Origin of the sequence: Bacteroides sp. B1-V-101 (genome assembly GCF_023656585.1) — a bacterium.
Taxonomy (GTDB): domain Bacteria; phylum Bacteroidota; class Bacteroidia; order Bacteroidales; family Bacteroidaceae; genus Bacteroides; species Bacteroides thetaiotaomicron.
This window is the reverse complement of the sequence record NZ_JAMOKH010000059.1, coordinates 19805-31123: the sequence shown is the minus strand read 5'-3', so window position 1 is coordinate 31123 and position 11319 is coordinate 19805. Positions and strand designations below refer to the sequence as shown.

14 protein-coding genes are annotated in these 11319 nt (G+C 47.0%); 5 read left to right on the top strand and 9 right to left on the bottom strand.

Going from position 1 to position 11319, the window contains the following annotated elements:
• The coding region (locus NBH01_RS25280; protein ID WP_352230660.1) for a replication initiation protein at positions 1–1169 on the top strand (1169 nt) is incomplete at its 5' end.
• Positions 1170–1446: 277 nt separating this feature from the next.
• Here the strand turns inward: NBH01_RS25280 and NBH01_RS25275 are convergent.
• Positions 1447–2133, bottom strand: a complete 687-nt coding sequence (locus NBH01_RS25275) for a SprT-like domain-containing protein (protein ID WP_007756669.1) — start codon at positions 2131–2133, stop codon at positions 1447–1449.
• A gap of 314 nt (positions 2134–2447) precedes the next feature.
• On the opposite strand from NBH01_RS25275, the gene NBH01_RS25270 reads away from it, so the two are divergent.
• Positions 2448–2858, top strand: coding sequence for a hypothetical protein (locus NBH01_RS25270; protein ID WP_007756672.1), 411 nt, complete (start codon positions 2448–2450; stop codon positions 2856–2858).
• A gap of 54 nt (positions 2859–2912) precedes the next feature.
• Here NBH01_RS25270 and NBH01_RS25265 read toward each other — a convergent pair whose 3' ends face one another.
• The 3 genes from NBH01_RS25265 to NBH01_RS25255 all read right to left on the bottom strand — a co-directional run bounded on the left by NBH01_RS25265 (position 2913) and on the right by NBH01_RS25255 (position 5105).
• A complete protein-coding gene (locus NBH01_RS25265; RefSeq protein ID WP_007756673.1) occupies positions 2913–3392 on the bottom strand; it encodes a hypothetical protein in 480 nt (159 codons plus the stop codon).
• Positions 3389–3916 carry a hypothetical protein gene (locus NBH01_RS25260; RefSeq protein WP_007756674.1) on the bottom strand — a complete coding sequence of 176 codons (528 nt, stop codon included), beginning with the start codon at positions 3914–3916 and terminating at the stop codon, positions 3389–3391. Before NBH01_RS25260 ends, NBH01_RS25265 begins: the two co-directional genes overlap by 4 nt.
• A 172-nt stretch (positions 3917–4088) precedes the next feature.
• Positions 4089–5105: an ArdC family protein gene (locus NBH01_RS25255; RefSeq protein WP_007756676.1), complete on the bottom strand. Its 1017-nt coding sequence runs from the start codon at positions 5103–5105 to the stop codon at positions 4089–4091.
• A gap of 454 nt (positions 5106–5559) precedes the next feature.
• Between NBH01_RS25255 and NBH01_RS25250 the strand changes: the two genes are divergently transcribed.
• Positions 5560–5943 carry a hypothetical protein gene (locus NBH01_RS25250; RefSeq protein ID WP_005648579.1) on the top strand — a complete coding sequence of 128 codons (384 nt, stop codon included), beginning with the start codon at positions 5560–5562 and terminating at the stop codon, positions 5941–5943.
• A gap of 180 nt (positions 5944–6123) precedes the next feature.
• On the opposite strand, the gene NBH01_RS25245 is transcribed toward NBH01_RS25250, so the two are convergent.
• The 5 genes from NBH01_RS25245 to NBH01_RS25225 form a co-directional block, all read right to left on the bottom strand.
• Positions 6124–6522, bottom strand: a complete 399-nt coding sequence (locus tag NBH01_RS25245) for a hypothetical protein (protein ID WP_005648588.1) — start codon at positions 6520–6522, stop codon at positions 6124–6126.
• Positions 6523–6544: 22 nt separating this feature from the next.
• Positions 6545–8053 (bottom strand): Fic family protein, encoded by a 1509-nt coding sequence (locus tag NBH01_RS25240; protein ID WP_032839866.1) that lies wholly within the window; start codon positions 8051–8053, stop codon positions 6545–6547.
• 129 nt (positions 8054–8182) lie between these two features.
• Positions 8183–8821 (bottom strand): recombinase family protein, encoded by a 639-nt coding sequence (locus NBH01_RS25235; RefSeq protein WP_005648594.1) that lies wholly within the window; start codon positions 8819–8821, stop codon positions 8183–8185.
• A 13-nt stretch (positions 8822–8834) separates the two neighbouring features.
• On the bottom strand, positions 8835–9665 hold the full coding sequence (locus tag NBH01_RS25230; RefSeq protein ID WP_007756681.1) for a virulence RhuM family protein: 831 nt from the start codon (positions 9663–9665) through the stop codon (positions 8835–8837).
• A gap of 3 nt (positions 9666–9668) precedes the next feature.
• Positions 9669–9998: a hypothetical protein gene (locus NBH01_RS25225; protein WP_004327465.1), complete on the bottom strand. Its 330-nt coding sequence runs from the start codon at positions 9996–9998 to the stop codon at positions 9669–9671.
• A gap of 287 nt (positions 9999–10285) precedes the next feature.
• On the opposite strand from NBH01_RS25225, the gene NBH01_RS25220 reads away from it, so the two are divergent.
• Positions 10286–11044, top strand: a complete 759-nt coding sequence (locus NBH01_RS25220) for a ParA family protein (RefSeq protein ID WP_005842209.1) — start codon at positions 10286–10288, stop codon at positions 11042–11044.
• A 4-nt stretch (positions 11045–11048) separates the two neighbouring features.
• Entirely contained in the window at positions 11049–11306 is a 258-nt protein-coding gene (locus tag NBH01_RS25215) for a hypothetical protein (RefSeq protein WP_005648607.1), read from the top strand.
• Positions 11307–11319: the final 13 nt, after the last annotated feature.

Sequence of the window (11319 nt, the reverse complement as noted above, 5' to 3'; positions counted from 1 at the left end):
TTATTTTACTAAAATTACCCCCTCCAATAAATACCCATTTTACTAAAGGTTACAACAAAAAATACTTGGTATTTTTTGGCGGTATCTTTCATTTCTTTAACTTTGTCCCGAACTCAAAAAAAAAGCCTATGGCGACCAACGACATCACCCTCTATATTCCTCCTACGGAGGAAGAAGTAATGTTAATCCAGCCGAATAACGTAACATTCGGCCAGTACTCCGTGACCGAGTGGCAAGAAAACCTCCTGACGCTGATAAGCGACCAGATCCAGCAACACATGACCAGGGAAAAACAACTGCCTAAAGACCTCTTTAACCAGCCTGTCGTCGAGATCAAATGCGACGAAGCCGGGGGGAAGAACAACAAGAGCAAAGTTCTGAAAGAGGCTATCGCCATGATGCGGAAAAACTTTTCCTTTCGCTGGGTGCATCCCAATATCCACCAGACGGTGGAAACGTTCGGGGTGGTGATAACGACGGTACACAACATCAAAGGCACAAACCGGGTAGCCCTGACGCTCAACCCCTGGGCGATCCCTTTCCTGCTCTACTACGGTACGGGTGTCGGCGGTACAAGGTACGGGAAGAACATCGCCTTAACCCTCCGGGGCAATTACACCAAGCGGCTCTACAAGATCATTTGCAGCCAACGGGACAGACGGGAGTATTATTACTCGATCGAGCAATTCTGTAAAGACCTGGAGATCCCGGCCTCCTACTCGAACGCACAGATCGACCAAAAGGTTTTAAGGCCTGCACAGACACGAATCAAGGAAAGCGAGGCCGATGTATGGTTCGATTACAAATTCATCTGCAAAACGCCTAAAAAGGGGCAAAAACCGAAAGCCGACACGATTATCCTGTTCATCCATGCGAGAAATCCCCAAGAACTGCGAGGCGACCAGCAACAACAATACTCGTTCGTTTACCGTTGGGTTTACGGTGCTTTAAGCTATCCGAGCGACAACACCCCGGTAAGGGCACTCGACAAGATCCTGGAAAGCGGACGGCTGAAAGACGTGTACGACCGTTGCGCCTATTACGACGAGAAGGTTTGCAGCGGTGAAATGAGCACAGCCCACGCACATAACTCACTGGCAAAGATGCTGCGTGAGGATTTCGGTATCAAGGCCAGGGGGAAAAAGAAAGATCCCGACCTGTTTGGTTAAATCCGGAAGATTCTCTATATTTGTGTGCGGCCGGGGTGGTTCCCGTCCGTCTGGGGGCTGACGGCTATTGCACGTCAAGCCTTAAAAGTGGGGCGAATTGACGTATTACGACATCCCCACTTTTTCATATCCCCCCCTATATTGTAATGCACATTACAATAATACTAAAATACTAAGATTAGTCTATACTAATCTTAGTATTTTAGTAAAACGAGTATGCTTGAAATCTGCCTCCGGCGGGGTTTTTACTGGGGGCTTCTGACCTTTGCACTGTTTCCTATTGCTCCGTAAAATCAGTGTCGCACAGTCCGCACCTTAACACCAGCCCGGATTTTCCCCACACGTTACAGCCGCACCCACAGGTGTATTTCTTCCGCTTTCCACTTTTGCTCTCCCCCTCGTCCGGATCTCCCGGTTCTTCCGTTTCGTCCCCGTCGCCTCCGGCGATGCGGATCGGCCGGGTGGGTACGGCCGCCAAAGTCGGCTTGTACCTAAGCCGCAAGTTTTGCAGATCCTCCCGGCTTAGCGTATTGAAAACCTGCTCGAACTTCCCTCCCGGAATGATATAATGCGTAATGCTCTGGCCTGTCCTTTTGCCTCCGGCCTCCCCGGTGTCGGACGGCATCAGTCCGACCTGGATCATCTTGTCAGCCCATTGCGAATTATGATACCCTCCCCGGCTCGGCCTGCCGAAATCCTCCTGCCACAAATGGCACATTTCATGTACCAGGGTAGAATGCCAGTCCCGATCTTCCCGGTTCATAAAATCGGGGTTGATGCTGATCTCGTGAACGACCTTTTTTTCCTGGCCGTCCCCTCTCCAACGGTTGGCGGCGAAAAAGCCGAACGCCCCACCGTGACGGGACATATTCACGATACATTCCGAAAGCTCACCGTTAAAAATTGCGTCGTTGTAAAACTGATACAAGTCGTCCAACGTCTTGAACTGGATCGTCGTTATCATAAGCCTTTTGTTTTTCAATCCGAATACAAAGATACGGATATTTTTGTAATGTACATTACAAAAATACTAAAATACTAAGATTAGTACAACCGGATATAAAAGATACCCATTTTACTAAAATGCTTGAATAAGTACACGTTACGTTTACAAAATACACCACTGTAATGCGCATTACAAAAATACTATTTTTAGTATATACTAAAAAACGCATCTATCCGGAAGATTATTTGAGATAATTTTCCTATCTTTCGGCCGAAGAATTCCGGAACGGAAATATTAAAAATATCCACGTTCCCAATAAACCATATACGCCCATGTTTCCAAATTACAAAGACTTTCAGATAGCTGTTTACTACACCCTGGGAAAAGCACTTTCCAAGCATATAGAGGAAGTGCAGACGGAGATCATCGAGAATTTCGATATAAAATACAATTCTCCCATGCTCGAACACCCGTTACTACGTACCCCCATTTACGAGAAAATCATCCTCCGCATATTAGATACGATGAACGATTTAAAAGAAATCGAAATGTCCGACGACCGTACCCACGTCATCCTTACCGGAATTGGGAAACAACGCCTGGACGAGTACGAAAAAGAGATAAACCAACGGTTGCCTTTCATCCTAAGGCAAAAAAAATTCAAACGTCACACCAAAGAAGAGTTAGAGAAGGCATACCGGGAACTTAAAGAGTACACCGATGCGTATCTCTCCCAGGATTGAGCGCACGAACTAAAATACTAAAAGTAGTATCTACTATTTTTAGTAGATGTAGTATCAAACGAAACGTTTCTTTAAGGCGATGATCGGGTTTATCATCGTCTTGTACATTTCCAGGGATTCACCCATAAGCTCGCACCGGATTAGGTGTATCAGCCTCTCGTCTTTCGGATCTGTCGGCTGCGGCTGGCAGTCCTTTCCCGTCCTGGTCTGATCCTCCAGTTCGGCCACTAAAATATACTGGAGCGTAAAGATGTCGGCCACGGTTTCCACCTCTCCGGCCACCTGTCGGTATAACTTCCGGTACTCCGGCCAACGATCGGTATCATAGATATTCGCCTCGATATAGGCGTTTATCTGCGGAGTGGTGGCCGTCTGCTCGATTTCCACACCGGAAAGCCTGCGGATCACCTCTATTTTAAGTTTTTTCCCGGTAAACTTCTGTTTCGGCCTTAACCTATACTGCGGCATTTCCCCCAGGGAGATAAACGGCTCTTTATCCCCCTTTCTCCGGTAAATGAAATATTCCGCTATCATCGTTCGGGGATATTCAAAACGTGATCCACTAACAGGGCTTTGTCCTCCGGATTTGCCTTTATCCAGAACAGCGACCAATTCAAGGCGTTTCCATACTCGTTAATACCGTTTTCCCGGACGGTCTGCCCGGCTGTCGGGGAAATCCCTTTCAGGCATGAAAGCGCATTATTATTGCCAAACATGGCATATCTGTTAAAGGCTTCCAACTCGAAAGGATAAATATCAAACCTTTTCTTTCCCTGGACGACCTGCGCAACAATCCGGCTATCGTAGTCCGGATATTTGTCGGGTTCGACCTTAATCCCCAGGTTCTCCAGCAAAGCCCGGTTTATCCGATCGTCCGTCCCCAAATAAAACTGAAAGAAATCCCCGTCATACCCCCTGTATTTGCCTAAAAGATGCGCATACAGTTCCGCATTCACTTTGCCGTAAATACAACTCTTTATAAAATCCTCGTCGATACGGTTTCCGTCTATCGCATTGGAAACAACATCAATAATCTGTATAATCTTCGGTTTGTTCATATTACATTATTTTATCTACAAATATATATCTATCCAATCAAAAAACGCATTATCAGAGCTATGAAAGCGAAACGGAGTGTAGCGGCAAAGCGTTTTTTGGTTCTTTTTGGGGCGAGTGCCAAAAAGAACTCACCCCGAAAGGCTGTCCCCCTTTCGGGGGATCTTCCTTGTATCATGCCACCTGTTCCGCTTCATCTGCGGCCGTTTCCTCGCTTTCTACGGAGATATCCAGTTTCCCGGCTATCATCTTGACAATTTTCATAGCGTCGGCCAGTACGTTTAAAATGAACTTGGGTTCTTCCCGGATCGCCTTTATCCAGCTTTTCAGATAAGCGGCGTTTTCAGTGCGTATATGTTCGGCTATCCCGAAAAACATTCCTGCCAGGGCTGCGGCGAACTCGGCCGTTAATTCCTCCTTGCCGTATTCCTCTGATCCGAACGGGTGCGCAAGATCCCGGTTCAATCGGGTGGGGTGTCCCGTGGAATGTCCCATTTCATGCAGAAGCGTTTCGTAAAAGCTCTGCATATCGACGAACTGCGAGCGAAGCGGCACTACGATATAATCGACTAAAGGAGAATAGAAAGCCCTGTCGCCTTGCTGCTCCCGTATCGGGCAAAACCAGCTTTTCGCCTCCAGCATGGCATCTATTTCGGGGTGCGCCTCTCCGGTTGTCCCGTCGGGCTGCTCTGCCTGTCCCCCTCTGAACTTCTCCCTTAACGCTTCCCATTCTTCCGGCCTCACGTCCGAAAAATTGGTCTGATCCAGGTTAAAGACCGAGTAATATTTATAGGTCGGTATAACGTTGTATTCCTGTTGCTGCTCCCGGCTTAACGCCTTGTATTCCTCAAAGGTTATTTTCTTGCGTGTTTCCTTGTGGTACACGTAGAAAAGGAAGTAATAGACCGGAAACGATTTCGATCCTTTCAGCACGGAGATCCCGGCCTCTTTCGCCTGGTTGAATGTCATAAATACGGGTGTCTGGTACTGGAATTTCTCGCAAAGGAAAAGGAGTAAAAAGGCGTTGCCTCCGGTGTACCTGCGTCCTGTGAGGTTCTGCGGAAAGAAATTGCGTGTATTCGCCGCAATGGTGATCCAGGGCTTTTGCCAATTGTCCTCTACCTGCTGGATCTTCTCGATCATCAAATTTGCAAACTGTTGCGCTGCCTTGTCGAAATAATCAGTTTTCATAACTACGTCCCCCGTTCTTTATCCTGGTGGGTGAGCCAGTTCTAAAGGTTGTTATCTCTTTTTCTATACCTCTAATATAGCACTTTTATTTGAGATATGCAAGTATTTAAACAACATTTAACTAACTATTTATCAGATAATTATATGAAAAAGTAGTATTTTAGTATATACTAAATTTAGTATTTACTACCTGATTTTTTCCGATAGTAAACTCCCCACCTCGCACCCTCTCCCCCCCAAAAAACCTTGCGGATGCCTAAGATTCCGATGTTTTTGTATCAAGACAACCTCATTTTGGTTTTTCGGGGCTGTCGGTGTGGTCGTCTTGCGTTTACCTTGAGTTCCGAGGGGTTTTTGTATGAGAACACCCCAAACGTTTTTTTCCATAGCACAAGTTTTTTAGGAAAAATACTACCTGGCTTTAGCCAGGCTGGAGATTTTTTCTAAAAGCCGCTTGCGGCTCAACTTGGGATATGGAAAAAGCCGTTTGACCTTTGCAGACAAAAACCCCGGTCAAGGTAAACGCAAGGCGGCCACGCCGGAAAAACTAAAATACCTCTCTCCCCTGAAAGGGGGTTTAAAACCGGGTTCGACAATCGGCTACCGGAGTACCCGGATTGTGCCGATCAGTGAAAAGTCAGGCGGCTTTTATCCGGCTGGCTTCACCGAACGGCTCTATCCGGAAATAGCCTACCTTAATCGGGTGGGTGGGTGTATTCATGCGTTAGGGATTGCAGTGGAAAGCCCACAGCCTTTAGGCGAGGACTTGGAGGCGGAAAGCCCGACCGTTTACGGGAACGCCCAAATCCTCCAAAAGAAAAGCGTACTAATATACTAAAATACTAAAAGTAGTAAATACTACATTCCAGGGAACAAGCCTCTATTCTTTTTAAAATCAATCCAGAAAAGCCATAAAATCCTTGTATAAACGAGATATACTCCCTATATTTGCGTAGTAATCCCCTGTTGTCCCTGTCGCAAGACAAACTCCAGGGTTTTGTTTTTATATACTCCCCCCCTATACGGTAGCGTATGGATCTTTTTCCTGAATCACCTTTTTAATCTTGAACAGCCGTTCTTTGGTTAGCGGCTTTATAGTTTCCGGATCCTCACCGTCGAATGTTTCCCCGAAGATCAGATCGTCCACCTCCAGGCCATGATTAAAATTCTCCCTGATACAGTCCCTTAGCAACCAAAGGTTTTTGAGGTTCACCCAATCGGCCGTTATGTTCCTGATCCTTCTAAACATGATTATCGCAGTACGAAAATAATGCCCCACATGATCGTAATCATGGCAAACCCGTTTATCCAGATAATAAACATCTATTTCCTGGTTTTCTTCATCCTCCGCGATCCGGCAAAGGCAGAACGGGATCTGCTCCAGTTTATCCCATTCGATATATTCCGTTGATTTCATATTGTCATTATTATAAATATCATTACTTGACCAGCGAGGTTATCACTTTGGCAAATTCGGAAATATCCCCCTCCACGCTGGCCTTTTCCAACGCTTTCATATATTCTTTTCTACGCTCCACCGGAACAACCGTCCAGTTATAGCCTCCAGACGCAAGCATGGCGTTCAAGACGAACCGTCCCATTCTCCCGTTCCCGTCCATATAGGGGTGAATATACACGAAAAAGAAGTGTCCCAGGACAGCCCTTACCGCCGGGTGCGGCTCATTCTTCAAGAGATCGAAAAGGACGGGCATAGCGTCCCTGACCGCTTTCGGGTTCAACGGGATATGTTGCGATCCCCGTATATAGACCTGCCCGGTACGATAACCCACAAGATCCTCCCTTTGCAAGATCCCCACCGTAACGAACGGCATCCACATCTGCATATACCAGACTGGATGATCCGCCCTTACCGCTTCCCCTGCGTTCTTTCCTTTCAGTATATCGGAGATCGTCCCCCTGACAGCCTGGAACGCCTGGTAATACCCACGTGCCACCAGTGCGTTTTTATGCTCCTTATCTTCTTCCTCCGGCTTCCAGTTCCCGACACGCACTTTCTCGATCAGTTCCGGGGAAACCCTATATCCCTCGATCGAGAGAGAATGATAAGCGTCCTCCGAATACTTTTCATCGACGGATCTCAAATACCCCTCCACGTCATCAATCTTTCCAGGGGCTTCGGGAAACAGTTCTACAACCTTATCCCTCATGTTCTCCCACATCAGGCGCAAGCGTGTGACGTAAGGCGACACTTCATAAACAAGGGGCGTTCGTGGCTGATCCTCGAACGGATCCTCTTCTCTCACGTCATACCCGAACCCCCGCATCGTGGAAACGATGCTGTCGGCGATTTCGCTGTTCCCGATGTTCCGGAACGCCCCGGCTATTCTTCCGGCACGAAGCGAAGCCCCGTTTTTCGTCAGTACCTTTAATATATCGGCAGCGTCCCGTATCATGGCCAGGCAGGTGCGGGCTGCGATCTTCTCCACCTGGAAATATCTCGGCGTGGCATATACCAGGGCTTCGGCAAGCGGATAGAGATTAAGGCCGTATTCCGGCTCTTTATATACCTGATCCGGGATCTCGCTTTGAAACACCAAAAGCGAGGTATCATACATCAGCTTTTGCGTGTTGTTATGGCCTTTCGGCGACTTGATAACCACCTGCACGGGCACGGTCGTTTTCCCCGAATACAGATCCAGCGACTGGTCGGCCGTCAAACACCACCGTTCCCCCAGCCGGACGGCCGCATATTTCGCAATAAAATACCAGAATGAGGTGTACCAGATCGTCGTATCCCCCTCTGTTCCCGGCCTGGCCGCAATATACCAGCCTTTCATTACTTCCTGCAACCAGCCGTTATCCAACAGCCGGGTTAAATGCGTCCTCCCTATCTCGGCCGTCCCTTGTAGAACGACACAGCGGTCTTTCTCCTGGAGCTTTCTTAATTCCTCCAGTGAAGCCGCCATTTTCTCCGCCATTGTTGCCATACTACCGTTTTTATTTAGATTCTGATTATTTTCGTGCAAATACTCGTTTTTAGACATGTGCAAATACTCGTTTTTAATTTCGCGCATTTACTCGTATTTGTTGCAAAAATACAATATTTGTTCCGATAATCAGCTATTAATGAAGTCTTTTTTTACTTGTTGTATCGTCGAAACGGCTTTTCCCGTGAGCTTCGCCACGTTCCGGATCGAGTAGCCTTTCTTCAACAAGGCGATCGCCTCCCGGTATTCCTCTTTCCTCTGTTCGGCCGTTTTCCGGCTTCCCGGCTTCCGTCCCAGCCTGCCCCCTTTCTGGATGTACAACTCCCGTCCGCTATTAAGGCGGTCAATGATCCCCTGGCGTTCGATCGCGGCCAGTTCCCCCAATAGGGTAGTAATCAGAGAGGACAAGGGGTTTACCGTCTTGTCCGGCCGTAATGTTTCCAGGTTCAAGTTTTGGATATACACGCATATTTTATGCGTGTGCAGCGTATCGAGTGCCTTTAGTATCTCCAGGGTGGAACGCCCCAGGCGTGAGATCTCGGTCAGCAACAGCATATCCACCCGGTTCTGCGGATCTGTGCAGTATTCCAGGCAACGGCTTAAAACCGGGCGTTCAATATTGGCCTTTCGTCCGCTTATCTTTTCCTCAAAGACCGCCGTCACCTCGTACCCCCGTCCGGCTGCGAACCTCTCCAGATCGACAACCTGCCGTTCGGTCGATTGCCTGGCCGACTGCGAGCTTACACGTGAATAGATAACCACATTCATAAGACAAGGGATATTATAACAGGTCAGTTATCACAACCGCCGGAATATCCAGCTTTGAGAAAGCGAACATCTTTTTCCCCAGATCCTTTAACGAGGCTCCGATATGGTACACGTCCGTTTCATCAACGATCAGGAAACGGTCGTGACTGTCCCGGTACGTCCTGATGTCGATAGGTGGGTACTGGCTGTTATGCCTGTCAAGATCAAGTTGGAGTTGCTGCGTGATACGCTGTGTGTAAATGGTGGCCGAGACACCGACGCTGCGTTTACTCAACATGAGCAAGACCGTTTCGTCCACATAGTTGTCGATAAGCACGATCGAACGCCTGGCCGACTTTACCAGATCGGTGGCGAACTTGTACGCATCGAAAATCTGGCCGTTATAAAAAATGCCTTCGACCGGGGGCAAGGCAGTACGCACGAAAAAATCTATCTTCTCGGTATGTTGAGCGACAGTCCTTTCAAGTTCTGACAAACGTTTATTAATGGAATACCCCTTTAAAAGATAATCCTTTAATACACTATTCGCCCATTTCCTAAAAAGGGTTGCGTTCTTGCTATTAACCCGATATCCTATTGACAGAATCGCATCAAGATTATAATATTTAGTAGTATATCTCTGTTTGCCGTCATTACCCATATGTTCCAAAATGGAACATGTGCTATCTATATCAAGTTCGCCGCTTTTGTAAATGTTGTTCAAATGTTTGGTAATAGCTGGCCTTTTAGTCCCGAACAAGTCGGCTATTTGTTCTTGTGTCAGCCAAACGGTTTCATCTTCCAACCTCACTTCCAACTTGACCGCTTCATCCGGCTGGTATAATATGATTTCTCCCTGTTCCATTGCTTACTTACCTTTTCTTAATTCATCAAGCCTCTGCATCGCACCGCTGAACTTCTCACCAAACATCATATCATCGGGCAAAACAAACCAGGTGGGAATACCTCTCGACTGTGGATTACCTATACATTCATCTTGCCCGTTCTGTTTGCGGTAATCGTCCCATTCACTATAAGCGATGTTCCAACGAATACCTAATTTATAGGTATTTTCCCATTTAATAATAGCCAGTGAATAGGCCGGATCATCTTTGCCGTCATAAATCACTTCTACAACTTCAACCACCCCTTTAGGGGAATTTATAAACTTCGGATTTTTATACGAATAAGTGCTCATGTCTTTTATTTTTTATTTATAGCACACAAAGATACTCAAAAACAAATATATACATATATACATACGTATGATTAACGTATAAAAACATTTATGGTTATTCTAATCTTTGATTAATTCCGGTACAGAAACAAAACGTACCGAAAGACGGAAACAGGATTTATTTCGGTACGCTTCCCCGATCGGCACAAAAAACACGCAAAAAACGAAAAATACTACTTTTAGTATTTTAGTATATTAGTATTTTAACTATATTTGCGGACATGACAACCATTTAAAAAACTGAATTTATGAGCAAAGCAAAAGTAATCTCCGTATTGAATCACAAGGGGGGAGTAGGAAAGACCACAACCACGATCAACCTGGGCGGCGCGTTACGTCAAAAAGGGTACAAGGTTCTTTTGATCGACCTTGACGGGCAGGCCAACCTGACCGAATCGCTGGGCTTCTCCGCGGAGCTTCCCCAAACGATCTACGGCGCGATGAAAGGCGAATACGACCTGCCGATCTACGAGCATAAGGACGGTCTTAGAGTCGTTCCCTCCTGCCTGGATCTCTCGGCCGTTGAAACGGAGTTAATCAACGAGGCCGGGCGGGAGCTTATCTTAGCCCACCTTATCAAGGGCCAAAAGGAAAAATTCGATTATATCCTGATCGACTGCCCCCCCTCGCTGTCGCTGCTCACGCTTAACGCACTGACGGCCTCGGATCGGTTGATTATCCCGGTTCAGGCTCAATTCCTGGCAATGCGTGGAATGGCCAAACTTATGCAGGTCGTCCACAAGGTGCAGCAACGTTTGAACTCGGATCTTTCGATAGCCGGGGTCCTGATAACCCAGTACGACGGAAGAAAGAACCTGAACAAGAGCGTTTCGGAACTGGTACAGGAAACATTCCAGGGCAAAGTGTTCAGCACCCATATACGCAACGCCATTACGCTGGCCGAAGCCCCGACACAAGGGCAGGATATTTTTCACTATGCCCCCAAATCTGCCGGGGCAGAGGACTACGAAAAGGTATGTAACGAACTGCTAACAGAAATAAAGTAACCATATGGCAAAGAAGAACGATTTAAAAAACAGTATGTCGGCCGGGCTGACCGGGGGATTAGACAGCCTGATCCAATCCACGGCCGGGCAAAAAGAGGCTCAAAAGCCGAAGAAAGCGAAAACCGTGCATTGTAATTTTGTCATGGACGAAACCTATCACCAGAACTTAAAGCTGATCGCGATCCGCAAAGGCGATTCGCTAAAATCGGTATTGCAAGAGGCTATATCTGACTACTTGGATAAAAACAGTTCCCTGCTATAACAGCGTATCGGGA

Excerpts from the sequence above, each read along its gene's own strand:
- NBH01_RS25235 (WP_005648594.1), bottom strand. The coding sequence starts at position 8,821 with ATGAATGTGGTTATCTATTCACGTGTAAGCTCGCAGTCGGCCAGGCAA.
- NBH01_RS25220 (WP_005842209.1), top strand. The coding sequence starts at position 10,286 with ATGAGCAAAGCAAAAGTAATCTCCGTATTGAATCACAAGGGGGGAGTA.
- NBH01_RS25265 (WP_007756673.1), bottom strand. The coding sequence starts at position 3,392 with ATGATAGCGGAATATTTCATTTACCGGAGAAAGGGGGATAAAGAGCCG.
- NBH01_RS25225 (WP_004327465.1), bottom strand. The coding sequence starts at position 9,998 with ATGAGCACTTATTCGTATAAAAATCCGAAGTTTATAAATTCCCCTAAA.
- NBH01_RS25255 (WP_007756676.1), bottom strand. The coding sequence starts at position 5,105 with ATGAAAACTGATTATTTCGACAAGGCAGCGCAACAGTTTGCAAATTTG.
- NBH01_RS25245 (WP_005648588.1), bottom strand. The coding sequence starts at position 6,522 with ATGAAATCAACGGAATATATCGAATGGGATAAACTGGAGCAGATCCCG.
- NBH01_RS25275 (WP_007756669.1), bottom strand. The coding sequence starts at position 2,133 with ATGATAACGACGATCCAGTTCAAGACGTTGGACGACTTGTATCAGTTT.
- NBH01_RS25215 (WP_005648607.1), top strand. The coding sequence starts at position 11,049 with ATGGCAAAGAAGAACGATTTAAAAAACAGTATGTCGGCCGGGCTGACC.
- NBH01_RS25260 (WP_007756674.1), bottom strand. The coding sequence starts at position 3,916 with ATGAACAAACCGAAGATTATACAGATTATTGATGTTGTTTCCAATGCG.
- NBH01_RS25240 (WP_032839866.1), bottom strand. The coding sequence starts at position 8,053 with ATGGCAACAATGGCGGAGAAAATGGCGGCTTCACTGGAGGAATTAAGA.
- NBH01_RS25230 (WP_007756681.1), bottom strand. The coding sequence starts at position 9,665 with ATGGAACAGGGAGAAATCATATTATACCAGCCGGATGAAGCGGTCAAG.
- NBH01_RS25270 (WP_007756672.1), top strand. The coding sequence starts at position 2,448 with ATGTTTCCAAATTACAAAGACTTTCAGATAGCTGTTTACTACACCCTG.